Origin of the sequence: Microvirga alba, from assembly GCF_015694465.1 — a bacterium.
GTDB lineage: Bacteria > Pseudomonadota > Alphaproteobacteria > Rhizobiales > Beijerinckiaceae > Microvirga > Microvirga alba.
On sequence record NZ_JADQDO010000001.1, the window covers coordinates 343,476 to 368,908 of the forward strand.

The following is a 25,433-nucleotide window of genomic DNA, read 5'->3' on the forward strand; positions in this document are numbered from 1 at the left end:
GTTCTTCCTCGCGCGATCGCGTGCCGATAACCACGGCTGTCGTAGCCGAAGCGCGTTCCTGGATCGGGACGCCCTATCGCCATCAGGCATCGTTGAAGGGCATCGGCTGCGATTGCCTCGGCCTCCTGCGCGGCGTCTGGCGCGGCGTCATGGGCATCGAGCCCGAACTGCCGCCGCCTTACGCGCCTGACTGGGCGGAGGCGGGGGCCGATACACTCGTTGCGGCGGCGCGCCGGCATCTTCTCGAAGTCGATAGCGCGACCGTCATGGCAGGGGATGTCCTTCTCTTCCGCTGGCGCGCCGGTCTTCCCGCCAAGCACTGCGCCATCGCAACTTCCGACAGCACGATGGTTCACGCCCATGACGGCGCGGCGGTCACGGAAGTGGCGTTTCGCCCGTGGTGGCGACGACACCTCGCTTACGCTTTCCGCTTTCCCGGAGAACATTGATGGCCACACTCGTTCTTCAAACCGTAGGCTCCGTTGTCGGCGGCATGATCGGCGGCCCTGTCGGCGCGATGGCCGGCCGCGCTCTGGGCGGCCTTGCCGGCGCCGCGATCGACAACGCTCTGCTCAGTGGCGGTTCCGATGGCCCGAAAATTGTCGAGGGGCCGCGTCTCAAGGAAATCGACGGCCTCACCTCGACGGAGGGAACGCCGATCCCGCGGGTTTATGGTCGCGCGCGGATCGGCGGTCAGCTGATCTGGTCGACGCGGCTGCTGGAAGCAGCGAATACCAAGACCGAACGCTCCGGAAGCCAGGGCGGAAAGGGGGCAGGCGGCGGTGGCGGGCAGAAGACCGTCACCACGACGTATTCCTACTATGCCAATCTCGCGGTCGGTCTGTGCGAGGGGCCCATCGCCTTCATTCGCCGCGTCTGGGCGGACGGGCGCGAGATCGATGTCAACGCGATTACCATGCGGGTGCATCGCGGGTTTGAAACGCAACCCGCCGACCCGCTCATCGTCGCCAAGGAGGGGGCGGTGAATGCGCCGGCCTATCGCGGCCTCGCCTACGTGGTTTTCGAGCGGCTGCCTCTGTCCGATTTCGGGAACCGCGTGCCGCAATTCGCCTTCGAGATCGTGCGGCCTGTCGACGGCCTCAACAGGATGGTGCGCGCCGTCTGCCTCATCCCCGGCGCGAGCGAGTTCGGCTATCACACGCTCCCCGTCACGCAGGTTCTCGGCCTTGGCAAGACCATCCCTGAGAACCGCCATCAGCTGCAGCGCGCGACCGATGTCGCAGCCTCCCTCGATGCATTGCAGGCGGTGTGTCCGAACCTCAGGCGCGTGTCTCTCGTGGTGAGCTGGTTCGGGGACGATCTGAGGGCCGGGAACTGCCGCATCGAGCCGCGGGTGGACGTCAAGAAGAAGACGACGGATGGGGCCACCTGGTCCGTGGCGGGCATAACTCGCGACAAGGCCAAGGCTGTCTCCCTCGCCAACGGCTCGCCCGCCTATGGCGGCTCGCCGTCGGACGATTGTGTCATTCGCCTCATCAAGGATCTGAAGGCGCGGGGCCTGGAGGTTGTCCTCTATCCCTTCGTGATGATGGACGTGGCGTCCGGCAATTCGTTGCCGAATCCGTATGGTGGGACGGGACAGGCGCCTTATCCCTGGCGCGGGCGCATCACGTGCCACCCCGCGCCCGGACAATCCGGATCGCCAGATGGAACGGCCACGGCCGGGACCCAAGTCACGCAATGGTTCACCGGCACCTGGGGGCTCAAACGCCAGATCCTCCACTACGCGAATCTGGCAGTGGAGGCGGGGGGCGTCGATGCCATTCTGATCGGCAGCGAGCTTGTCGGCATCACGCGTGTGCGCTCGGCCTCGGGGACTTATCCGGCGACCGGTCAGCTCGTCCAACTTGCGGCCGACGTGCGGGCGATCGTCGGTAGCAAAACCAAGCTCGTCTATGCGGCCGACTGGACCGAATACGGCGCCCATGTGCGCGATGGAGGAAACGAGGTTCGCTTTCCCCTCGATGCTCTATTCGCGAATGCGGAGATCGATGCGGTCGGGATCGACTACTATCCGCCGATTTCTGATTGGCGCGACGGGCCGAACCACGCGGATCTCACGCTCGCGCGCAGCATTTATGATGTCGACTACCTTCGCGAGCGTCTGGGAGCCGGCGAAGCCTTCGATTGGTATTACGCCAACGCCTCCAACCGAGCCGCGCAAACGCGCACGGCGATTACCGATGGCGCGTATAACAAGCCGTGGGTTTTCCGAGCGAAGGACCTCGTCTCCTGGTGGTCGAGCGCCCATGTGGAGCGCGTCGGCGGGGTTGAAGTCCGCACGACTGCATGGAAGGCACAATCCAAGCCGATCTGGCTGACGGAGATCGGCGTGCCTGCCGTCGACAAAGGGCCGAATGGTCCGAACGTGTTTCCCGATCCGAAATCCTCGGAATCGGCCTATCCGCCATTTTCGCGCGCGCTACGCGACGATCTTATTCAGGCGCGGACGCTCGAAGCGATCTTGTCGCGGTTCGATCCGGCCCTGTCCGGGTTCTCTGCCGCCTACAATCCGGTCTCGTCTTCGTATGTGGGACGTATGGTCGATCCGGAGAACGTCTTCGTCTGGGCCTGGGACGCACGACCTTTTCCGGATTTTCCGGACTTCGACACGGTGTGGGCCGATGGAGCCAATTGGGAAACAGGCCACTGGATCACCGGGCGCATTGAAGGTGCATCGCTCGACCGGCTGATTGCCGCGATCCTCAAGGATTTCGGTCTCGACTCCTCAGGGCCGTTTCCGATCGATGGTTTCCTCGACGGCTACGTGATCGACCGTCCCATGTCGGCCCGCGGCGCGCTCGAATCGTTGATGCGTCTGTTCGGCATCGATGCGGTGGCGAGCGGCGGCAAAATCTCATGGCGCGGACGCGGCGGCCGGGCCGTCACGGCGCTCGCGAAGGAGGACCTGATCCTCGGCGAGAAGCAACCGTCCCTCAAGCTGGCCCGCGCGCAGGAAACCGAACTGCCGCAGCAAGTGGAGATCGGTTTCACGGATGGCGAGACGGAGTATCGTCGCGCCGCCGTCGCCTCCCGCCGCCTGGCTGGTGTCAGCCGCCGCGAGGCGCGCGCCGACTCCGCCATCATCACTCGCCGCGCGGAAGCACAGCGACTGGCCGATACCTGGTTGCAGGATCTTTGGGCCGGGCGGGACAGCGCGGAATTCGAGTTATCGCCGCGTCGCGTCGAACTCGAACCCGGCGATGTGATTTCCATTCCAACCGATGCCGGGCCGAAATTGCACCGGGTCATGCGCGTCGCTGATGGCCTGACGCGAAAGGTGACGGCCCGCGCCGTGGAGCCTGCTGTCTTCGAAGCGCCGGGCTCTTCCATCGCCAGAACCCCTCGGCGTCCGCCGCCTGTGCCGGGCAAGCCGGAGGTCGTGATCCTCGATCTGCCCGCCAGTTCCGGCGACCCCGCGGCCCTCCAATATATTGCCGTGGCGGCAGACCCGTGGCCGAGCGCGGTCACGGTTTGGCGCTCTGGCAATGGCGCAAGCTTCACGCCGCACCAGTATCTCGACCTGCCGGCACTCATAGGCCGGACGAAGAGTGTCCTTTCGCCCGGGCCATTATGGCGGTGGGACCCACAGGCCACTCTCGACATCGAGATTTCCTCCGGCGCGCTCAGTTCCATTGATGATGAAGCGGCCTTGGCTGGGGACAATCTGTTTGCCGTTCAGGGAGGCGATGGACGGTGGGAAATCCTGTCCGCGGCGCGCGCTGAGATGACGGGCGAAAGCAACTACCGCCTTTCACGCATGATCAGGGGTCTGGCGGGCAGCGAAGCCGAGGCGGCCCGAACCGTTCAGGAGGGTGCGTTGATCGTCCGTCTCGATGAAGCGGTGGTGCCGCTGACGAACGACCTCAAGGATCTGGGGCAGACATGGCGATACAGGATAGGCCCCGCAGGGCGGGATCATGCCGATCCGGCCGTCGTCGAGATTGCTTCGACCGTGGGACGAGAGGCGTTGAAACCGTTGAGTCCGTTGAGTGTTGTCGCGCGGCGCGAGGCGAGCGGCATACGTCTCGCGTGGCTGCGCCGAACGCGCCGCGGCGGCGATGCCTGGGAGGCTGTCGATGTTCCGCTTGGCGAGGAGATCGAGCGCTATGAAATCGACATTCTCAAGGATGGGGCCGTGCGACGCTCTCTCGCCAGCACGCAATCTTCCCTTCTTTACACGACGGCCGAGGAGATCGCTGATTTTGGCGGCTCCCAAACAACTCTCATCCTCCGCATCGCGCAAATGAGCGCCGTGGTCGGACGCGGCTTCGAGCACACCGTCACGGTCACCGTTCTCTAGGTGAGGAAGGCGCGCCGTCGCCTTTCCGTCGCTGCAACGCGTCCAGCATCCATTCATGACAGGCAAGTCGATGTCTTCAACACCCAACCTGGCCCTGCCGCTGCTCGCTGCGGCGCAGGCGCAAAAGCATGTCACTCACAATGAAGCACTCGCGGCGCTGGACGCCCTCGTTCTTCTCGCGGTCAAGGAGCGCGGCCGCACGAGCGCGCCGGGCTCTCCCAATGAGGGAGAGCGCTATCTCGTCGGCTCCGGGGCGGCGGGGAGTTTCGCCGGCCATGAGGGCGAAGTCGCCCTCTTCGACCTCGGCGTCTGGCGCTTCTTTGCGCCACGGCCGGGATGGCGCGCCTATGTGGAGGCAGAGGACAGGATCATCGTGTTCGATGGCTCGGAATGGCGTGATCTCGGCCAATACAGCCGCGATCTCGGCCGCGTCGAACGGCTCGGCGTCGGCACCGCGCCGGATGAGCTGAACCGGTTGTCGGCCAAGCTGAATGCCGCCCTGTTCGCGGCCCTTACGACCTCCGAGGGAGGGACGGGGGATTTGCGTTTCGTCCTCAACAAGGGCGAAGCGGCGAACGTTTTGTCGCAACTTTATCAGCGTGGTTTCAGCGGTCGGGCCGAAACGGGTCTGATCGGCAGCGACGACTTCAGTCTTCGCGTGTCGCCGGACGGCAGTCAGTGGCGCGATGCGATGCGCGTCGATTGCAATACCGGCCTCGTGTCGTTTCCCAATGGTGCGACGGGCACGGGGGTCAACCTTCTCATCAACTCGGCTTTTCTGGTGAACCAACGTGTCTTCGCCGGCGGAGCCTTGTCTTCAGGCGTCTATGGGTTCGACCGGTGGAAGGCGGGGACGGGCGGATGCACGCTCACCCGGACCGCAGATGGAACCGTTACGCTGACCGGCGCGCTGGACCAGGTCGTCGACGCTGCCAATGCCGCAGCCATCGGTGGGTTCGCGAATTTCGCGAACCGGACGCTGACGCTCTCGGTCGAGGATCCTTCCGCAACACTCTCCGTGACGATCGGTACGAAGACGGCTTCGATCCCCGCCGGGTCCGGCCGCCGCTCCGCGACCGTGACCCTCGGTTCCTCGGAGACGGGACATGTGACCGTGCGATTGCAGGCGTCGACAGCCTGCTCCTTCAAATGCGTGAAACTCGAGATCGGACCGAACGCGACGCCTTGGGTGGGAGAGCCTCTGGAGATCGAGGATTTTCGATGCCGCCGCTACTTTCAGAAGTTACCCGCCGGCGGCGGACCGCCAGCTGTTTTGGGGGCGCTGGGGCAGCGCGTGGCGGGCAATTATATCGACTTGCCGTGTCCGCTGTCCGTCGCGATGCGCATTCCTCCGTCGGTTACGACCAGTGGCTTTTCCTGGGCGGGCGCCTCGCCGGTCGGTAATCAGGTTGGGTTCCTCGACAATGGGAGCGGGTCCTGGATCGCCATGACCGGGGCGATGACCGTGAGCGTGGCGACCACGAACGGAATCTCCTCCGTCGTCCTGAGGTTTACTGCGGGCACATCATTCACCGGCACCGCAGGCGCCGTCGGAAATCTCTATCTGGGCTATACGGCCTTCGTTGCTCTGCAGGCGGAGTTGTGACGCATGCATACGGGCGCAACTCTCTTCGATGAATGTCTTGCCTTGGTTCTGCTGCACGAGGGCGGCTTCGTGCAGCATGCTCTTGATCCCGGTGGGGCGACGAAGTTCGGAATTACGCGGGAGACCTTGGCCCGTTCGCGCGCGCGCCCCGTTGCCGTCGAGGACGTCCGCAATCTCACGAAGGCCGAGGCGGGGGCGATTTATCGCCGCCTGTATTGGGACACGGTCCAGGCTGGTGACCTCCCGCCGGGAATGGCGCTGGCTGTCTTCGACCTTGCCGTCAATTCCGGTCCGGCACGGGCTGCGCGCATGTTTCAGAGCGTCCTCGGGATTGAGGCGGACGGTGTGATCGGCCCGCTCACCTTGAGCGCGGCGCGCAAGTCCGATCAGGCGGACGTGGTCCGTCGTCTGACCCGGGCGCGCCTCGGCTTCCTTGCTCGCCTCGCGTCCTGGTCTGTTTTTGGAAGGGGATGGCGCGTCAGGGTTCTCGCGGTCGAGCGGGAGGCTCTCCGGCTCGCCCATTCCTCATCGTTTCTTGGAAAGAATGATTGATATGATCGATACGAAGACAATTCTCGCCAGCCGCACAGTTTGGGCGAACATCATCGGCCTCGTCGCGCTGCTCCTCAGCGTCCTCGGCTTCGACGCGACCGACCTGGGCACGAGCGCGCTCACGGAGGCCGTCGTCCAGCTGGTGGCGGCCGCGAGCTTCATCGCCTCCACGATTTTCCGGATCCTCGCCACGAAGCAGATCCTGAAGTAGAGTAACATTCAGGCTCCGTTCAGTGCGAGCGGGGCAAGGTCCCTTCATGCGACTGATTTGGTCAATCTTGGCTTTGTGGGGACTGATGGGCGCGGCGCACGCACAAAGTGCGACGTCGGCGCTCCAGAATTGCCTTCCGCCCCGTGAGATGCAGGAAGCCGTGGCTTCCAAGACCATCGTCGCGCCGGCGTCCGCCGTGATGACCGCGCGGCGGCAAGTGCCCAATGCGGACGTGGTGCGGGCCAGTCTCTGCCGGAGCAGCGATGTCCTTGTTTATGTCATCATGGCCTTGCAGAAGGACGGTCGGATCGTGCAAGTGATGATTGACGGTCCTTCCGGACGGGTGAAATCGGTCCATTAAGGGGAAATTCGAAGCGTGCGCCTTCTCGTCGTCGAGGATGACAAGATCCTCAACCAGCAGATCGTGACAGCCCTGGAACATGCGGGCTACGCGGTCGATTCCGCCGCTGACGGCGAAGAGGGGCAGTTCCTCGGGGAGACCGAGCCCTACGATGCCGTGATCCTCGATCTCGGCCTGCCGAAGGTGGACGGCGTGTCCGTTCTCAGCGCTTGGCGTCGCGAAGGCCGGAAGATGCCTGTGATCATCCTCACGGCCCGGGATCGTTGGAGCGACAAGGTGCAGGGCTTCGATGCGGGTGCCGACGATTACGTGACCAAACCCTTTCATATGGAAGAGCTTCTGGCCCGCGTCCGGGCCTTGCTCCGCCGTGCAACGGGGCATGCGACGAGCGAGATCAGTTGTGGGCCGGTGAAGCTTGATACCCGTTCCGGCCGCGTTGCGGTGGACGGCAATCCGATCAAGCTGACCTCTCACGAATACCGGCTGCTCTCCTATCTCATGCACCATACCGGGCGCATCGTGTCCCGGGGTGAGCTGACCGAGCATCTTTACGATCAGGATTTCGACCGCGACTCCAACACCATCGAGGTGTTCATCGGCCGTCTTCGCAAGAAGCTCGGCGTCGACATCATCCAGACCGTGCGCGGACTGGGCTATCTCCTCGACACGAGCCAGACCAAGACGTGAGCAGAATCCGTCCGATCCTCGATCGGTTTACGGGCCGCTCGATCGCGGTTCGGTTGGCGGTCTCGGCACTTTTTTGGAGTTTCGTGATCCTCCTGATCGCGGGGTTGATCCTCTCCACGCTCTACCGGGATAATACGGAGCGGGCGTTCGATCAGCGGCTCCTCGTCTACGCCAACACCCTTGCCTCGAACCTTGTCGCACCGGGCGATCCGGATCGGGATCTCGGTCCCATCGGCGATCCGCGTTTTGAGTTGCCCCTGTCAGGTTGGTATTGGCAGGTGGCGCGGCCTAATGCCAAGCCGTGGGAGATCCGGTCCTCGAAATCCCTTTTCGGCGGGCAGTTTCCGAGCCTCACCCCCTCGATCGACGACAAGTTCGGCCAGATCCGGCGCGGCTACGGCAAGGCGCCGGATGAGCGCGGCTTGCGCGTGATCGAGCGTGACATCGATCTTGGCGAGGACGGGCGTTTCGTCATTCGTGTCGGCGGCCCATCCGACGAGATCGACACGAATGTGCGCGAGTTTCTGGTCGCGCTGACGGTGACCTTCACGCTTCTTGGGATGGCGCTCGGCTTCACCACTCTCCTGCAGATCCGCTTTGGCCTCCAGCCTCTGGTCAAGCTCCGCAGCGCGCTCGGCGCCATCCGGAGAGGGGAGGCGGAGAGGATCGTCGGTGACTACCCCCGCGATATCAAGCCGCTCGCCAGCGAGCTTAACCAGCTTCTCGAAACGAACCGTGAAATCCTGGAGCGGGCGCGGACCCAGGTCGGCAATCTTGCCCATGCCCTCAAGACGCCACTCAGCATCATCGTCAACGAGGCCGAGGGCGCGCCGGAAGAGGTCGCCGCGAAGGTTCGTGAGCAGGCGGCGGTCATGCGCGATCAGGTAAACTACTATCTCGACCGCGCGCGCGCCGCGGCCCTCGCAGGGACTCTCGGGACCCTGACGGATGTGGAGCCCGTGATCGCAGGGCTCGCCCGTACTTTCGCGAAAATCTACCGCGACAAGGATCTTGAGGTCGACATCGTCGTACCGTCAGGCTTGCGCTTCCGGGGGGAGAGACAGGATCTTGAGGAAATAGCGGGCAACCTTATCGACAATGCCGCCAAATGGGCCTCTGGGCGGGTGGTGGTGACCGCGGAAATCATCCGCGACGAAGAAGAGCGATCCCATCTTCGCCTCCTGATCGATGATGATGGCCCCGGCCTGCCGGAAGCCGCGCGCGCCGACATGCTCAAACGTGGCCGCCGTCTCGACGAGACGAAGCCGGGCTCGGGCCTAGGGCTCTCCATCGTGACCGACCTCGCCGCGCTCTACCGCGGCTCCCTGAAGCTCGAGGCTTCGCCCGTCGGTGGTTTGAGGGCTGTACTCGAGCTGCCGGGGGATCGAGCGTGACCAAATTCCCATTAGTGCGTGACACCGTGCCGCCATCGTGCTTCACGAATGGCCGCGTTAAGTAGGCTCTTATGGTGATTTGGATAATACTCCTGGTGATGACGGCTGCGGCCGTGATGGCAGTTCTTTGGCCGCTGTCGCGCCACTATGCCGTTGCGGGACAGGTGGATCCCAATACGCAGTTCTATCGGGAACAAATCGCCGAGATCGAACGCGACCGGGCGCGGGGCGCGCTTCTGCCGAGCGAGGCCGAAGCAGCCAAGGCTGAAGCCGGTCGCCGACTTTTGCGTGCAAACGGCCTGCAGGACGCGGCTGTGGCAGCCGTGGGAGAGCCTGCATTGCGGCGGCGTCGCGCGGCCTCGGCGTTGGCTCTGTCTGTCGTGCCGGTCCTCGCGATCGCTATTTATGGAGCCTATGGCTCACCGCATCTTCTCAGTACTCCGTCGGTCCCTGTCAGCCAGGAGACGGCAAAACTCGACTTCGGCACGGCGGTGGCGCAGATCGAAGCGCATCTGGCACAGAACCCGCAGGATGGGCGAGGCTGGGAGGTTCTTGCCCCCGTCTACATGCGAATGGGCCGTGTAGAGGACGCGGTGAAGGCCTATGAGTCAGCCCTTCGCTATCTCGGCCCCGAGGCGAACCGGCTATCGAATTATGGCGAAGCCATGGTACTCGCCAAGGACGGGCTTGTCTCAGTCGAGGCTCAAGCGGCCTTCGAGCGGGCCGTTGCCCTCGACAGAACCGCTGTGAAAGCCCGATTCTATCTCGCCCGCGCCGCTGAGCAGGACGGGCAAATCGAGAAGGCGAAAGCGGAATACACCGAACTCCTCTCAGCCTCGCCGGCTGACGCCCCCTGGGTTGCCGTGGTGAGAGAGCAACTCTCTCGGCTCGGCGCGCCGCAACCCGGATCGGCCGAGAGCGGCGGTCCCCAGATCGGTTCGGAGGACATAGCCCGCATGGTGTCCGGCCTCGCGACCCGTCTTGAAACGCAAGGCGGCAGCGCCGAGGAATGGGCCCGCCTGATGCGATCCTATGCCGTTCTCGGGCAGCGTGATAAAGCAGCCGCCACGGCCAAGCAGGCCCGTCAGGCGCTTGCAAAGGACGAAGCAGGATTGAAAACCATCGAGACGATGGCACGCGAATTGAAACTGATCGACTCCGCACCATGACCAGAAAAAAACGCCGCCTAACCTTGATCGGTGTCGCCGGAGGCGTTCTCGCGCTTGCCCTTGGCCTGGTGCTTTACGCCATGAATGACACAATTGTGTTCTTCAACTCGCCGGCTGACATCCAAGCCAAGAACGTGCAGCCCGGCACACGTTTCCGCCTCGGCGGTCTCGTGAAACAGGGCTCCGTGCAGCGCACCGAGAGCCAGCAGGTTTCCTTTGAGGTGATGGACGGACAAAGCTCGATCCTCGTGCGCTATAAGGGGTTGCTGCCCGATCTGTTCCGCGAGGGGCAGGGCATCGTCGCCGAGGGGGTTCTGGAAAATCCCGATGTTTTCCGAGCCGACACGGTTCTCGCCAAGCACGACGAGAACTATATGCCTCGCGAAGTAGCCGACGCCCTGCGGCGTCAAGGCCACTGGCAGGGTGAAGGAAAAGCCTCACAACAGGCGCAGTAACTGAGGGGATGCCATCGTGTTGGTCGAGGCCGGACATTTCGCGCTCGCGCTCGCGCTTGGCTTGTCCCTGATACAGTTCGTCGTGCCGCTTTGGGGGGCACGGGCCAACGATCCGGTGCTGATGAGGGTCGCTCCGGCGACTGCTTTGGCAGTCCTGGCCTGCGTCGGCTTCGCCTTCGTGGCGCTGACGGCCGCCTACGTGACCTCCGATTTTTCCGTCCTGAACGTGGTCGAGAATTCCCACTCGACGAAGCCTCTGATCTATAAAATCTCTGGCGTTTGGGGGAACCACGAGGGCTCGATGCTCCTGTGGGTGCTGATCCTCGCTCTGTTCGGCGCAGTCGTGGCGGTTTCAAAAAATACCGTTCCGGCCCGTTTGCAGGCCAATACGCTCGCTGTCCAGGCTGCAATCACGTTCGCCTTCCTCCTCTTTATTCTGACCGCCTCGAATCCGTTCACCCGCGTCATGCCCGCACCGGGGGAGGGGCAAGACCTCAATCCGCTGCTTCAGGATCCGGGCCTCGCGATTCATCCGCCGCTCCTCTACGTCGGCTACGTCGGCTTCTCTATTTCATTCGCCTTTGCCTGCGCCGCCCTGATCGATGGGCGCATCGATGCAGTCTGGGCCCGGATCGTCCGCCCCTGGACCCTGACTGCCTGGGCTTTCCTCACACTCGGCATCGCCATGGGGTCCTACTGGGCCTATTACGAGCTCGGTTGGGGCGGCTGGTGGTTCTGGGACCCGGTTGAGAATGCCTCCCTCATGCCCTGGCTCGCCGGGACGGCCCTGGTGCATTCCACTGTCGTCATGGAAAAACGCGACGCGCTCAAAGTCTGGACGATCCTGCTCGCCATCCTGACCTTTTCGCTGTCGCTGCTGGGCACCTTCCTGGTCCGCTCCGGCGTGCTCACCTCTGTCCATTCCTTCGCGGTCGACCCGGCGCGCGGAAGCTTCATTCTCGGCATCCTGATCGTCTTCATCGGCGGCTCCTTCGCGCTCTTTGCCTGGCGCGCTCCCCTGCTGCGGCAGGGCGGACTGTTCGCGCCCGTATCGCGCGAGGGTGCGCTCGTCCTGAACAATCTTTTCCTGGCGACCGCTTGCGCCACGGTGTTCATCGGCACGCTCTATCCGTTGGCTCTCGAGGTCCTGACGGGCGAGAAAATTTCCGTCGGCGCGCCGTTCTTCAATTTCACCTTCCTGCCGCTCATCATCCCGCTGCTTCTGCTTCTGCCGTTCGGGCAGACCCTTGCCTGGAAGCGCGGCAACTTTCTCGGCACCGCGCAGCGGCTCTATGCGGCGTCGGGGCTCGCGATCCTTGTCACGCTCGCCGTTCTGGCCTTCACCGCCGGTGGGCCGGTTGCCGCCCCTCTGGGCGTCGGCCTTGGCGTTTTCTTGATCCTCGGTTCCCTCAACGAGATTGCCTCCCGCTCCTGGTCCAAGGGAAGCCCGTGGGCGGTGGTCTGGCGCAAGGCTGCTGGTCTGCCGCGCTCGACCTGGGGGACAGCCCTTGCCCATGCGGGCGTCGGCGTGACGGTGATCGGGATTGCCGCGACCGCCTGGGGTGTCGAGAGCCTCGGCACCATGAAGGTCGGCGATCGTCTCAAGGCTGGCTCCTATGAAATCCGGCTCGAACGCCTCCTTCCTCGCGTCGAGGCCAATTATCGCGAAGACGTCGCGATCCTCATGGTATCCCGCAACGGGCAGGAGCTCGGGAATCTGGAGACCATGAAGCGTCTCTACCTGACCCGCGGCATGCCGACGACGGAAGCGGGCATCATGACGGTCGGGCTGGGTCAGGTTTATGCCAGCCTCGGCGAAATCCAGCCGGACGGCTCGATCGGCATGCGGCTCTATTACAAGCCGCTGGTCCTGCTAATCTGGCTCGGGGCACTTGTGATGGCGGCGGGCGGAGCCATCTCGCTGACGGACCGGCGGTTGCGCATCGGCACGCCGGTACGGGCGAAGACCCTGTCAGCGGCCTCGGTGGCGGCGGAGTAGGGGATGCGCTTCGTCCTTGCCCTCATCGCAGCTCTTCTGGCGAGCGGTTCGGCCTATGCCGTCCAACCGGACGAGGTGTTGAAGGACCCGGTTCTGGAACATCGCGCCCGCGACATCTCGTCAGGCTTGCGTTGCCTGGTCTGCCAAAACCAATCCATCGACGATTCCGACGCCACCCTCGCGAAGGACCTGCGGCTCCTCGTCCGGGAGCGTCTGTCAGCCGGGGACACCGACGAACAGGTGCGTACCTTTCTTGTCCAGCGCTACGGCGAGTTCGTCCTGCTCAAGCCGACCTTCGGCGCGCATACATTCTTGCTATGGCTGACGCCCGCGCTTGTGCTCGTTCTTGGCGGGTTTGGCGCCTATGCCGCCTTGAGGCGGCGTCCCCGGACGGTGGCTGCGCTCGATAAGGCGGAGCAAGAGGCGCTGGATGCTTTGCTGAAGCGCGATCAGGACGCGCTCTAGGTTTTTGATAACGCATGATTTCGTCTGAAAAACCGCATCCCGCTTTTTCGAAACATGCTTCAAGACAACCTTACCAACATTTCATCTTGAGGTGAGAGTGCCGTAAGGCGGCAAGGCTCATCTTCTTCTCATGACGGCCCCAGGAGGGCCCAGCGAGGAGAAGACAAAATGTTGGACAAAGTTTCCACACCCGCCCGCAAGCGTATGACCAAATGGCTCGGCGCGGCGGCCGTTGCTGCGTTGATCGCAGGCGGCGCCGTCGAGAGTGGTCTCGTTGTTCCCAGTCCCGCCCACGCCGAACTGCGCTCCATGTCGCAGCCGGTGCAGGGCATGCCGTCCTTTGCCAATGTGATCGACCAGGTTAAGCCCACGGTCGTCTCGGTGAAGGTAAAGGTACTGAACGTTGCCGATCGCGGCGATGATGGCGATGGTCCGCAGTTCTCGATTCCCGATCTGCCGCCTGGCAGTCCGATGGAGCGCTTCTTCCGCCAGTTCCGTGAACAGCAGGGGCCGCGCGGCCAGCGGCAACAGCCGCGGCAGTTCGCACAGGCGCTCGGTTCCGGCTTCTTCATCTCGGCCGATGGCTATGTGGTGACGAACAACCACGTCGTCGAGAACGCGTCCGACGTCCAAGTGACCATGGATGACGGCAAGGTGCTCAGCGCGAAGGTGATCGGCACCGATCCGAAGACCGACATCGCCCTGCTCAAGGTCGATGGCGAGAAGGACCTTCCTTATGTCCGTCTCGCGCCCCAGAAGGCCCGGATCGGCGATTGGGTCTTGGCGGTCGGCAACCCCTTCGGTCTCGGCGGGACTGTCACGGCGGGTATCGTCTCGGCGCAGCATCGCGATATCGGCGCAGGCCCCTACGACGACTTCATCCAGATCGACGCACCCGTGAACAAGGGTAATTCCGGCGGCCCGACCTTCAATCTGGCCGGTGAGGTCGTGGGCGTGAACACGGCGATCTTCTCGCCGTCCGGCGGCAGCGTCGGCATCGCCTTCGCGATCCCCGCGAGCACGGTCGATCAGGTCGTCGCCTCATTGAAGGACAAGGGTTCGGTGACCCGCGGCTTCATCGGCGTGCAGATGCAGCCGGTGACCAAGGAAATCGCCGAGGCCATTGGTCTCAAGGAGCCGAAAGGCGCCCTGGTAGCCGAAGCGATCAAGGACGGCCCTGCCGCCAAAGCCGGTGTTCGGACGGGCGATACCATCGTCGCGGTCGATGGCGAGACGATCCGCGAGGCGAAGGATCTGTCGCGTAAGGTGGCTCAGGTCGCACCCGGCAAGACTCTGTCGCTCACTCTCTATCGTGATGGCAAGGAGCGCACGGTGACTCTCGAAGTCGCAAGTCAGCCGAAGGGGGCTTAATCCCCTTCGGACGAAGCCGGCACCAGGTTCAATTGTATCCCTGTCACTTGGTGTCCACCGCCCACGGCAGGCTGGCCTATCCCTCCTCCAAGGCCGGCCTGCCGTTGGGATTAAAATGCGCTACACTCATGTCCATGCGGATTCTCATTATCGAGGACGACCGAGAGGCGGCCTCTTATCTCGTCAAAGCTTTTCGGGAAGCGGGCTATGTGGCGGACCATGCCGCGGACGGCCTCGATGGCTATGCCATGGCAGAATCGGGGGATTACGACGTCCTCGTTGTTGACCGGATGCTCCCGAAACTCGACGGGCTGTCCCTGATCCGGTCCTTGCGCGAACAGACCATCGAAACGCCCGTCCTCATTCTCTCGGCCCTCGGGCAGGTTGACGACCGGGTGAAGGGCCTGCGCGCGGGCGGTGACGACTATCTCCCCAAACCCTATGCATTCTCCGAACTTCTTGCCCGCGTAGAGGTTCTTGCGCGGCGGCGAGCCTCCGTTCCCTCGGCGGAGCCGACGATCTATCGCATCGCCGATCTCGAACTCGACCGCCTGTCCCACCGGGTAACGCGGTCGGGGCAGGAGATCGTCCTCCAGCCGCGCGAGTTCAGGCTCCTCGAATACCTGATGCGGAATGCCAACAAGGTCGTGACCCGGACCATGCTTCTGGAGCACGTGTGGGACTATCATTTCGACCCCCAGACCAATGTCATCGACGTACACGTCTCCCGGCTGCGGGCCAAAATCGACAAAGGGTTCGACAAACCTCTCATTCACACCATTCGCGGGGCGGGCTACATGGTCCGTGTCGGCAGCGATGGAGATGAAGAATGAGAGTGTGTGATCGATGAACGCCCTCGGCAAGCTCGTCCGCACGACGGCGTTCAAACTCTCCTTTACCTATCTCGTCATCTTCACCATCTTCGCCTTCGTGACGCTGGGATATGTGGCCTGGAGCGCCCAGCGGCTGCTCAATGACCAGTTCGTCTCCACCATCGAAGCCGAGATCAACGGGCTGGCGGAGCAGTACCGCATGGGCGGTCTGCGCCGTCTCGTGAATGTGGTCGAGCGGCGCTCGCGAGCGCCGGGAGCCTCGCTTTATCTCGTCACGACCAATAATGGCGAGAAGATCGCGGGCAATATCGGCGCGCTGCCTCCGGGCGTGATCGATCAGCCCGGCCAGTTCGAAACGCCCTACAGCCGCACCGACGATGGAGAGGCCGCTCCAAGCAGAGCCCTCGTCCGAGTCTATCTGCTGCCCGGAGGTTTTCGCCTCATGGTCGGACGCGATCTGGAGGAGCGGGCGCGCCTGAACGCGGTCATCCAGCGCGCCTTCGGATATTCGCTCCTGTTCATCGGCGTTCTCGGCTGCGCGGGCGGCTGGTTCATTACGCGCCGCGTGCTCAAGCGCGTCGACGACATGACGGAGACAACCCGCGTCATCATGGCGGGGGATCTGAATGGACGCCTGAAGGTGGCCGGTACCGGCGATGAGCTCGACCGTCTCGCCCATAACCTCAACGACATGCTCGACCGCATCGGCGAATTGATGACGGGCATGCGCGAGGTCTCGGACAATATCGCCCACGACCTGAAGACCCCTCTGACCCGCCTGCGCAACAAGGCCGACGAGGCTCTGCGGACGGCAAGGACTCCGGATGAATTGAAGGTTGCGCTTGAGGCGACCATCGATGAAAGCGACAATCTGATCCGCATCTTCAACGCGCTTCTCATGATCGCGCGTCTCGAAGCCGGCAATGCCCGCGAGGAGTTGGCGGATTTCGACGCAGCCGAGGCGGTGCGCGATGTCGCGGAGCTCTATGAAGCCCTGGCGGAGGAGGCCGGCGTGTCTCTCGGCGTGACGATCGAGGACGACTTGCCTCTGCATGGCAGTCGCGAGCTCTTGGGGCAGGCAGTGGCAAACCTGCTCGACAATGCCTTGAAATATGGCTCCACAGGCTCAGGCCAGGCCGAGAAAGCGATCACCGTTACGGTGAGGCGCGCCAATGGGGAAGTGCTGATCGCGGTCGCGGATCGCGGCCCCGGCATCCCCGAGGCCGAGAGGGGACATGTGGTCGAGCGCTTCGTCAGATTGGAAACCGCGCGCTCGCGCCCCGGCTTCGGACTCGGCCTCAGCCTTGCGGCAGCCGTCGCCCGTCTCCATGGGGGAGCCCTTCGACTTGAGGATAATGAGCCCGGCCTGCGCGCCGTGCTCGTGCTGCCGCGCAAGGATACGCAAGCCACGCTACCGGCTGCCGCTTGAATCTGAAACACAAGAGCATAACGGCGATATTTCGATTGCCTCGGGCGGGAGGGCATGGACACTCAATCCATCGCAAGGATTCGTTGGATTGCCCGTGCCGGATCAGAACCGCTCCTTCCTCCACCGCCTGAAGCAGGCTCCTCCCGTCGCCGATCTCCGGCGGGCCAAGACCCAGCTGACCGACTTCCTCCGGCGGGTGCGGTACGAGCCGGGGGCCGCGTCCCTCCTGCCGCATCTTGAGGCGGGCCTTTTCCGCGATCTTCTTCTCGCTCTCGCGGACCATTCCTCCTTTCTGTGGCAACTCGTCGTCAGCGATCCAGTGCGGATGGCGAAACTCGCCGGTGAGTCGCCGGAGGAGGTGCATGGGGCGATTGTCGAGAACCAAGCCGACCTCTTCAGGGGGTTGCGCTCCGGCGCCCTGACGCGGGACGACGCGGTGCGCGCCTTTCGCCGCAACCGCAACACGCATGCTCTTCTCGTCGCACTTGCCGATATTGGCGGCCTCTGGGGTGTCGAGCAGGTGACGCAGGCTCTGTCCGATTTTGCCGACGCGTCGGTGAGCGGCGGCGTCAATCTCGTTCTGACGGAGGTTGCCGATCTCGGGCGCATCATTCTTCAGAACCCGGATTTTCCCGGCGAGGGCTCCGGCTTTACCGTGTTGGCTCTTGGCAAGCACGGCGCGGGTGAACTCAACTATTCGAGCGATATCGACCTCGTCATTTTCTTCGATCCGGAAAGCCCGGCGCTGCCCGAGGGCGCGGAAGCCGCGACCCTCTACACACGCATCGCGCAGCAACTCGCCCGCCTTCTGCAAGAGCGCACGCCAGACGGCTATGTGCACCGCGTCGATTATCGCCTTCGCCCGGACCCCGGCTCGACGCCGACAGCGGTCTCTCTCCCCTCCGCCTATACCTATTACGAAACCGTCGGCCAGAATTGGGAGCGCGCGGCGTTCATCAAGGCCCGGCCCGTTGCGGGTGATCTGACGCTCGGCGCGAATTTCATCGCTGAGCTGAGGCCTTTCATCTGGCGCAAATATTTCGACTTTGCCTCGATCCAGGATGTGCACGCCATGAAGCGGCAGATCCATGCGGTGCGCGGGCATGATGAGATCGCGGTCGCGGGCCATGACATCAAGCTCGGACGCGGCGGCATCCGCGAGATCGAGTTCTTCGTGCAGACGCAGCAACTCGTCTTCGGCGGACGGCGTCCCGGCCTTCGCGGCCGTCGCACCCTCGATATGCTGATTGCGCTCCACGATGAGGGTTGGATTACGGACAAGGCGCGGGATGAACTCTCCGACGCCTATCGCTTCCTGCGCACTATCGAGCATCGGTTGCAGATGGTGGCGGATGAGCAGACACAGCGCCTGCCCTCCGATGAGGAGGACCTCAAGCGCTTCGCGAAATTCTGCGGCTATCCCAATCTCAAAGCGTTCTCCAAGGCCCTGACACACCACGCAAGCATCGTGCAGGGTCACTATGCGCTTCTCTTCGAAGAGGGGCCGGAACTCGCGTCCGATGTCGGCAACCTCGTCTTCACCGGCACGAGTGACGATCCCGACACGCTCGCGACTCTCCAACGCCTCGGCTTCCACGAGCCCGAAAAAGCCGCTGAGACCGTGCGCGGATGGCATTTTGGCCGTCGCTCCGCCATCACGAGCCAGCGTGCGCGCGAAGTCCTGACGGAGTTGACGCCCGCGTTGTTGTCCGCGCTTGGCGGAACGGCGGACCCCGATGGCGCTCTTGCTGCCCTCGACCGCGCCTTTGGCCGCATGCCGGCAGCGGTCGAACTTCTCACCATCCTGCAATCGCATGACCGTTTGCGCCTTCGCTTCGCGGATCTTTTGGGCACGGCTCCGCGCCTTGCCGACACGGTGGCCCAATCGCCCCACGTGCTCGATGCCTTGATCGATCCGGCTTTCGGCGTTGCGTCCACGGACGAAGCGGCTATCGAAGAGCAGGTCCGCCAGATCATCGGATCGCCGCGTGACTTCGAGGATTTTCTCGACCGGTCCCGTGACGCCGCGCGGCAGATGCGCTTCATCACCGGCGCGCGGCTTCTCTCTGATGTCCTGTCGCCCGCGCAGGTCGGCGAGGTCTATGCTGCCATCGCACAGGCGATCATCCGCACGTCGTTCGAGCAAGTCCGACAGGCTTTCGAGGCAGAGCATGGAATTGTGTCCGGTGGACAGATCGCCATTCTCGGCCTTGGGAGGCTAGGCACGCGAGAACTGACGGCAGGGTCCGATCTCGATCTCGTCGTCATCTATGATTTCGACGAAGAGCGTCGCGAAAGTTCGGGACCAAGATCGCTCGATGCGGTGGTCTATTACACGCGCCTGACTCAGCGCCTCGTGGCCGCGCTGACAGTGCCGACGCGGCGCGGATTGCTGTACGAAGTCGATCTGCGTCTTCGCCCGCAAGGAGGCAAAGGCCCAGTCGCTTCGCAGTTCTTAGGCTTCGTGAATTATCAGAAGAGCGAGGCCGATTTATGGGAGCACATGGCACTCACCCGCGCGCGTGTCCTGGCCGGTGACGAGGAATTCGCGAAGCGCGTTGAGAGTGCCGTGAGAGACATCGTCGGCACGCCGCGCGATCGCAAAAAGGTCTTCAAGGACGTTCGCGCGATGCGTGAGCTCATTGCCCAGGAAAAGGGCGACGACGATCCGTGGGATTTGAAGCTCGCACGCGGCGGCCTGACCGATCTGGATTTCATTGCGCAGGCCCTCGTCCTCGCGCACGCGCACTCCTATCCGTCCTTGCTCACATTGGTGCCTGAGGCCGTGTTCACGGAGGTCGCTCGACACGGTGTCCTCGACGACGCGGATGCGCAAACCTTGATCGAAGCACACCGTTTGTTCAGCGCCATCTTCCAATGGCAGCGACTGACCATAGAAGGGCGTTTTGATGCAGCTGCGGTCAGGCCAGCCATCCTGAAGCGCCTCGCGGGCGTAGCCGGATCGCCCGACGCGAAAGTCCTGCTGACTCAATTGGGCGAGGCGAGAGGCTTGGTGCGGGACGTGTTCGCGCGGGTTCTGCGTTGATGCAAATCACGATGGCGCTGCTGACGAGATATGCAACTTGAGGGTGAATTAATGTAAATATTTCAACGATTTACGCAACGATACGCTACATCATTATATAGTAGCAAGGCTGCCAGTCGTATGGAATCCATTGGCGCAACGTCCAGCTCAGTGCGGCGTCAAGCATAGCTGAAATAGCGAGGAACGGCATGGCCAACGAAAGTAACCCCTGGGAAATCCGCACCGACATGTACGGGGCTGTCATAAGCTTCCTAACCCAAAATGGGTGGTCGCTTGCGAGTGCTGCAAACGCATACTTCGATGGCTCCGGCGCCAAGCTAACCTATGGCGGCTCGCAGACTGGCAATGTGGTCAATGTGGCCACGGGAGGTGGACCAATCTGCACCGCGGACACGGGTGTCACGGGCTCGGTATCAGTTGTTGCCACGAAGAAAGTAACCCTCTCCGATGGATCAACACGGACGGTGAATTACTACGCGGACGGAGCGTACGGCTCCGTCGTCACCGATGCCAATGGGAACGTTACCGATTGGTCATACGTATCAACTGTTCGAAACCCGGATGGGTATTACTCCCGTCACTTTACCACTAAAAGTGGGCAGAACGAATTCTACAGCTATACTTTCCAGCCTCCGTCTTCCTCATTCAATATTGATTTGTTTGATAGCTTGTTCGGCGCAGGCACCCCCCAAGAGGCAAATGCAGACCGGTGGAATGCCGTCTATGGCACCGGGGGCTTCCTGGATACGCTCCAAAGGCAACTGGAATGGTCGATCTATGGCACGGAACGTTATCCCAACGGCCCCGGCGGCGGTATCTATATCGATAACAAAGGCATGCCTTCTGTAGCAGATCCGAATTGGCCCGGGTGGAAGGAGAATGGAGGCACAGTCAGTAAAAACTCCATCGACTTCGAGGTTAAAGTGAAGTCCGGCGATGACGTGCACGTCGTTCAATTCAAAACCGGGACGGCTGGCCATGATGTCCTTCAGGGGACGGCCGGGATCGACATATTGAGTGGCTTCGAAGGGAACGACACGATTTCAGGTGGCGCGGGTAATGATCAGCTCTGGGGCGGCGCCGGTGACGATGTGCTTTACGGCGGAGCGGGCGCGGATATCTTAGACGGCGGCGACGGCACCGATATCGCGTCTTATGACGATTCCACCGAAGGCCTGACGATCAATTTCGGCAACACCTATGCCAGCACCGGCATCGCCAAGGACGACGTATACAAGTCCATCGAAGTGCTGGTCGGCTCCAAATACGCGGACGTGATCCTCGGCACGGCGGGCAATGATTGCTTCTACGCCAATTCCGGCGACGACGTGGTGCGCGGCTACGAAGGCAATGACTTCCTGGACGGCCAGGGCGGCAACGACTCGCTCGACGGCGGCACCGGCGACGATCAACTCTTCGGCGGCGACGGCAACGACATGATCTGGGGCGGCGAGGGCAACGACACGCTCTATGGTGGTGCCGGCGCGGATACGCTCGATGGCGGCAACGGGACCGATATCGTTTCCTATGACGATTCCACTGAAGGCCTGACGATCAATTTCGGCAACACCTATGCGAGCACCGGCATCGCCAAGGACGACGTGTACAAGTCCATCGAAGTGCTGGTCGGCTCCAAATACGCTGACGTCATCCTCGGCACTGCGGGCAATGACTGGTTCTACGCCAATTACGGCGACGACGTCGTGCGCGGTTTCGAGGGCAACGACTTCCTGGACGGCCAGGGCGGCAACGACTCCCTCGACGGCGGCACCGGCAATGATCAGCTCTTCGGCGGCGACGGCAACGACATGATCTGGGGCGGTCTCGGCAACGATACGCTGACCGGTGGGGCCGGGCAGGACGTGTTCGCGTTCGACACGGCCCTGAACGGAAGCTCCAACGTCGATCAGATCGTGGATTTCAATGTCGCCGACGACAGGATCCAGTTGGACCGCAGCATCTTCAAGGGCTTGAACGCCAACACGTTGCTTGCGACCGGTCCCGGAGCGAATGCCTGGGCACCGCAGATCGTCTACAACAAGACGACGGGCGAGTTGTCCTACGATGCCGACGGGCTGGGCGCAGCCACCCAGATCAAGTTCGCGGTTCTCTCGGCCGGCGTGGCCCTGACCTCCGCCAACTTCATCCTCTGACGGTTCGTAAAACGACCTGATCGACACTCCTGAAACGACAAACGCCGGCGATACGCCGGCGTTTTTTGTTTGGGTGAGGCGTGGTCTCAACCCCTGTTACGGAACGCTGTCATCCACCAACGCGGAGGGGCCTCTTTTCGCGATCCGGCGTGAGAAGATACGTGCGGGCGTCCTGCCTGATCGACAGACCTTCAGGCCAATCCGGATGTACAGGCGTCATCGGGACATGCCACCCTGCTCAGGTGTTCTCGCCACGATGGCTGCGATCGGATGATCGGAGGGCGTCTCCATGCAGCAGTGGCAAGGCAGGCCATTGTGAGCGTCTTGCCGCCGTAGCGGGGTTCGCAACGCCTAAGCGCTATGGCGCAGTCTGCGCGAGATGTGTTCGAGCGCACATTGCGGGCGTGGTTGCAAACTCACCGGCGGCTTCCGAGGCACGGCGTAAGTTCACACGCAGATAACGCCAGCCCGGTGCTAAATCACACTGCGTCCTTTGATGCACAGGGCCCGTTTTCTCCCGGATTTTCGGGCTTTTGGAGTGCGGGCTCGCGATATTGGCGGCGGTCTCTCGGCGCATAGTCCTGCGATCGAAATGCCTATTGTTGCGGGTATTTTTTCCGCTGTCACAATCAAAAGGAAGGGGTTTGCAAATTCGCCAACTGGCTTTGCGCGCGATGCTATATAGTTGCATAATAGGTGCGTTGAATGTCCCGTGGAATCCATCGACGCAGCGTCCTGTGCCCAAGTGGGCCGGCCGTAGCTGAAACAGTGAGGAACCACATGGCCTACGAAAGCAACCCCTTCGAATACCGCACCGATATGTACGGCGCAACGATAAGCTTCCTGCATCAAAATGGGGCCTGGTCGCTTGCGAGCGCTGCAAACGCGTATTTCGATGGTTCCGGGGCTCCAGTGACCTATGGCGGCTCGCAGGCTGCCTGGGGGTTCGATCAAGTCGTGGGGGCTGGCGTTACATGGGGGAGCAGACCCGTAGATGGGACAGGCCAAGACGACACGGCCTCGAATGTGCGCATTCGTGATAGAATTAACCCGGACGGGACAATTACTAGATGCGACTACGACGCGGACGGAAATCTAGTTGGTTTTCGTATATTGAAGTCACTTATTTCAGAAGATGGTAAAAAAATAAGTGAATTTCATTTGGATCCAAGTGGAGAGTGGATTCTTGATGCTGTTTATTCTTTAGAAATTTGGGTTGATAAAAATATTCCGATGCTATGGAAGCAGGAGAATCCATTTTATGCAGCTAAGGACAGAATTGTAACAACAACTACTATATATACTGATTATGGGATGCTTATAAAAGGGTACAATTCTGACGGGCATCTCGTCGTTATGAAGGAATTAAAATCGGAAATAATGTCTGATGGTACGATTCTTTACGTTGTTTCGCGCCAGGACGGTCCTGATGGTTGGAGTGATCCTAGTTTCCGCGAAGGGTTCCTTGCCAGGCCTGTCAATGTCGCTGAGACTAAACAATACGCCCACGACGCGGCCAACGGCACCGGCGATGTAATGCGTAATATTGCGCTCGATCTCGAGTGGTTGATGTATGGCGAAGCTAGATTTCCCAACGGTCGCTACGGTGGTATCTATAGAGATAGCAATTATGTTGTCACAATTGCCGACCATGACTGGCCGGGGTGGATAGAAAATGGTGGCGACGTTTCGCGATCGCGTGATAAAAATTTACGTTCAAACAGCGTCGATACTCAGTTCATTATGGTAACTCCCGCCGGTGGGAGGGCTGTTAATCTGAAAATGATGCTGGGCACCAATGACTTTATTCAAGGCTCTTCGGAGCAAGGTCTATTCTATGGTGGGGGCGGAGACGATACAATTAAAGGCGGTAGCAACAACGATTTCATCTTTGGCGAAACCGGTAACGATCAACTGTATGGCGGTGCCGGCAATGACATCCTCGACGGCGGCGACGGTAACGACGTGCTCTACGGCGGCGCGGGCTCGGATACGCTCTATGGCGGCGGCGGGGTTGATATCGCGTCGTATGACGATTCCACGGAAGGCCTGACGATCAATTTCGGCAACACCTATGCCAGCACCGGCATCGCCAGGGACGACGTGTACAATTCCATCGAAGTGCTGGTCGGCTCGCGATATGCGGACGTGATCCTCGGCACCGCGGGCAACGATTGGTTCTACGCCAATTACGGCGACGACGTGGTGCGCGGGTACGAAGGCAACGACTTCCTGGACGGTCAGGGCGGCAACGACTCGCTCGACGGCGGCACCGGCAACGATCAGCTGTTTGGCGGTGACGGCAACGACATGCTCTGGGGCGGCGACGGCAACGACACGCTCTATGGCGGTGCCGACAACGATCTGATCGATGCGGGCGACGGCAACGATGTCGCCTATGGCGGAACCGGCAATGACACGCTCTACGGCTATGCCGGCAACGATCATCTGTTCGGCGAGGACGGCGACGACCTGATCTATGGTGGCACGGGTGCCGACTACATCGTCGGCGGCTTCGGCCACGACCGCCTTTACGGCGAAGACGGCAACGACACGCTCTATGGCGAATATGGCAACGACTCGCTTTATGGCGGCGCCGGCGACGATGTTCTCTACGGCAATGCCGACAACGACCTGATCGACGGCGGCGCCGGCAACGACACGCTCTACGGCGGGGCGGGCGCGGACACGCTCTATGGCGGCGAGGGGACCGATATCGCGTCGTATGACGATGCCACCGAAGGCCTGACGATCAACTTCGGCAACACCTATGCCAGCACCGGCATCGCCAAGGACGATGTGTACAATTCCATCGAGGTGCTGGTCGGCTCGCGCTACGCGGACGTGATCCTCGGCACCGCGGGCAACGACTGGTTCTACGCCAATTACGGCGACGACGTGGTGCGCGGTTACGAGGGCAACGACTTCCTGGACGGTCAGGGCGGCAACGACTCGCTCGATGGCGGCACCGGCAACGATCAGCTCTTCGGCGGCGACGGCAACGACATGATCTGGGGCGGCCTCGGCAATGACACGCTGACCGGCGGGGCCGGGCGGGACGTGTTCGCGTTCGACACGGCCCTGAACGGAACCTCCAACGTCGATCAGGTGACAGACTTCAATGTCGCCGAAGACCTGATCCAGCTGGATCGCAGCATCTTCAAGGGCTTGAACGCCAACACCTTCCTTGCGATCGGTCCCGGAGCGAATGCCTGGGCGCCGCAGATCGTTTACAACAAGGCCACGGGCGAGTTGTCCTACGATGCCGACGGGCTGGGGGCTGCCGCTCAGATCAAGTTCGCGGTTCTCTCGGCCAATCTGGCCTTGACCTCCGCCAACTTCATCCTGTGACGGTTCGCAAAAAGACCTGATCGACAC

Annotated in this window: 18 protein-coding genes; all 18 read left to right on the forward strand. The window is 62.2% G+C overall.

The genetic code is table 11. The features are described 5' to 3' along the window. The first annotated feature begins 20 nt into the window (after positions 1-20). The 18 genes from I2H38_RS01615 to I2H38_RS21205 all read left to right on the forward strand — a co-directional run bounded on the left by I2H38_RS01615 (position 21) and on the right by I2H38_RS21205 (position 25,406). Positions 21-449 (forward strand): NlpC/P60 family protein, encoded by a 429-nt coding sequence (locus tag I2H38_RS01615; protein WP_196270051.1) that lies wholly within the window; start codon positions 21-23, stop codon positions 447-449. Next, positions 449-4,324: a baseplate multidomain protein megatron gene (locus I2H38_RS01620; protein WP_196270052.1), complete on the forward strand. Its 3,876-nt coding sequence runs from the start codon at positions 449-451 to the stop codon at positions 4,322-4,324. Before I2H38_RS01615 ends, I2H38_RS01620 begins: the two co-directional genes overlap by 1 nt. 70 nt (positions 4,325-4,394) lie before the next feature. Continuing rightward, positions 4,395-5,930, forward strand: a complete 1,536-nt coding sequence (locus I2H38_RS01625; RefSeq protein WP_196270053.1) for a DUF2793 domain-containing protein — start codon at positions 4,395-4,397, stop codon at positions 5,928-5,930. 3 nt (positions 5,931-5,933) lie between these two features. Next, complete coding sequence (locus I2H38_RS01630; protein WP_196270054.1) at positions 5,934-6,482, forward strand: glycoside hydrolase family 108 protein; 549 nt, start codon at positions 5,934-5,936, stop codon at positions 6,480-6,482. Between the two features lies 1 nt (position 6,483). After that, on the forward strand, positions 6,484-6,693 hold the full coding sequence (locus tag I2H38_RS01635; protein WP_196270055.1) for a hypothetical protein: 210 nt from the start codon (positions 6,484-6,486) through the stop codon (positions 6,691-6,693). Between the two features lie 160 nt (positions 6,694-6,853). Further along, entirely contained in the window at positions 6,854-7,054 is a 201-nt protein-coding gene (locus I2H38_RS01640) for a PepSY domain-containing protein (protein WP_196270056.1), read from the forward strand. 15 nt (positions 7,055-7,069) lie between these two features. After that, on the forward strand, positions 7,070-7,741 hold the full coding sequence (locus I2H38_RS01645; RefSeq protein ID WP_196270057.1) for a response regulator transcription factor: 672 nt from the start codon (positions 7,070-7,072) through the stop codon (positions 7,739-7,741). Continuing rightward, entirely contained in the window at positions 7,738-9,135 is a 1,398-nt protein-coding gene (locus I2H38_RS01650; protein ID WP_407663994.1) for a sensor histidine kinase, read from the forward strand. The genes I2H38_RS01645 and I2H38_RS01650 overlap by 4 nt, the downstream gene beginning before the upstream one ends. Before the next feature lie 71 nt (positions 9,136-9,206). Next, complete coding sequence (gene ccmI, locus I2H38_RS01655) at positions 9,207-10,304, forward strand: c-type cytochrome biogenesis protein CcmI (RefSeq protein WP_196270058.1); 1,098 nt, start codon at positions 9,207-9,209, stop codon at positions 10,302-10,304. Further along, positions 10,301-10,759: a cytochrome c maturation protein CcmE gene (ccmE, locus tag I2H38_RS01660; RefSeq protein WP_196270059.1), complete on the forward strand. Its 459-nt coding sequence runs from the start codon at positions 10,301-10,303 to the stop codon at positions 10,757-10,759. Before ccmI ends, ccmE begins: the two co-directional genes overlap by 4 nt. 16 nt (positions 10,760-10,775) lie before the next feature. Then, positions 10,776-12,758: a heme lyase CcmF/NrfE family subunit gene (locus tag I2H38_RS01665; protein ID WP_196270060.1), complete on the forward strand. Its 1,983-nt coding sequence runs from the start codon at positions 10,776-10,778 to the stop codon at positions 12,756-12,758. A gap of 3 nt (positions 12,759-12,761) precedes the next feature. Further along, positions 12,762-13,223: a cytochrome c-type biogenesis protein gene (locus I2H38_RS01670; RefSeq protein ID WP_196270061.1), complete on the forward strand. Its 462-nt coding sequence runs from the start codon at positions 12,762-12,764 to the stop codon at positions 13,221-13,223. 168 nt (positions 13,224-13,391) lie between these two features. Continuing rightward, positions 13,392-14,594 carry a S1C family serine protease gene (locus I2H38_RS01675; protein WP_196270062.1) on the forward strand — a complete coding sequence of 401 codons (1,203 nt, stop codon included), beginning with the start codon at positions 13,392-13,394 and terminating at the stop codon, positions 14,592-14,594. 134 nt (positions 14,595-14,728) lie between these two features. Continuing rightward, positions 14,729-15,427 carry a winged helix-turn-helix domain-containing protein gene (locus I2H38_RS01680; RefSeq protein WP_196270580.1) on the forward strand — a complete coding sequence of 233 codons (699 nt, stop codon included), beginning with the start codon at positions 14,729-14,731 and terminating at the stop codon, positions 15,425-15,427. Positions 15,428-15,440: 13 nt separating this feature from the next. After that, positions 15,441-16,856, forward strand: coding sequence for a HAMP domain-containing sensor histidine kinase (locus I2H38_RS01685; RefSeq protein ID WP_196270063.1), 1,416 nt, complete (start codon positions 15,441-15,443; stop codon positions 16,854-16,856). Between the two features lie 94 nt (positions 16,857-16,950). Beyond that, entirely contained in the window at positions 16,951-19,902 is a 2,952-nt protein-coding gene (locus tag I2H38_RS01690; protein WP_324617327.1) for a bifunctional [glutamine synthetase] adenylyltransferase/[glutamine synthetase]-adenylyl-L-tyrosine phosphorylase, read from the forward strand. A 188-nt stretch (positions 19,903-20,090) separates the two neighbouring features. Then, the gene (locus tag I2H38_RS01695; RefSeq protein WP_196270064.1) at positions 20,091-22,055 is read left to right on the forward strand and encodes a calcium-binding protein; all 1,965 of its coding nucleotides are present in this window, start codon (positions 20,091-20,093) and stop codon (positions 22,053-22,055) included. Positions 22,056-22,835: 780 nt separating this feature from the next. After that, positions 22,836-25,406: a calcium-binding protein gene (locus I2H38_RS21205; protein WP_196270065.1), complete on the forward strand. Its 2,571-nt coding sequence runs from the start codon at positions 22,836-22,838 to the stop codon at positions 25,404-25,406. Positions 25,407-25,433 lie beyond the last annotated feature (27 nt).

Bases quoted from the DNA above. Each gene is read 5' to 3' on its own strand.
- I2H38_RS01620 (WP_196270052.1), top strand. From the start codon at position 449: ATGGCCACACTCGTTCTTCAAACCGTAGGCTCCGTTGTCGGCGGCATG.
- ccmE (WP_196270059.1), top strand. From the start codon at position 10,301: ATGACCAGAAAAAAACGCCGCCTAACCTTGATCGGTGTCGCCGGAGGC.
- I2H38_RS01670 (WP_196270061.1), top strand. From the start codon at position 12,762: ATGCGCTTCGTCCTTGCCCTCATCGCAGCTCTTCTGGCGAGCGGTTCG.
- I2H38_RS01635 (WP_196270055.1), top strand. From the start codon at position 6,484: ATGATCGATACGAAGACAATTCTCGCCAGCCGCACAGTTTGGGCGAAC.
- I2H38_RS01675 (WP_196270062.1), top strand. From the start codon at position 13,392: ATGTTGGACAAAGTTTCCACACCCGCCCGCAAGCGTATGACCAAATGG.
- I2H38_RS01630 (WP_196270054.1), top strand. From the start codon at position 5,934: ATGCATACGGGCGCAACTCTCTTCGATGAATGTCTTGCCTTGGTTCTG.
- I2H38_RS01680 (WP_196270580.1), top strand. From the start codon at position 14,729: ATGCGGATTCTCATTATCGAGGACGACCGAGAGGCGGCCTCTTATCTC.
- ccmI (WP_196270058.1), top strand. From the start codon at position 9,207: ATGGTGATTTGGATAATACTCCTGGTGATGACGGCTGCGGCCGTGATG.
- I2H38_RS21205 (WP_196270065.1), top strand. From the start codon at position 22,836: ATGGCCTACGAAAGCAACCCCTTCGAATACCGCACCGATATGTACGGC.
- I2H38_RS01685 (WP_196270063.1), top strand. From the start codon at position 15,441: ATGAACGCCCTCGGCAAGCTCGTCCGCACGACGGCGTTCAAACTCTCC.
- I2H38_RS01695 (WP_196270064.1), top strand. From the start codon at position 20,091: ATGGCCAACGAAAGTAACCCCTGGGAAATCCGCACCGACATGTACGGG.
- I2H38_RS01625 (WP_196270053.1), top strand. From the start codon at position 4,395: ATGTCTTCAACACCCAACCTGGCCCTGCCGCTGCTCGCTGCGGCGCAG.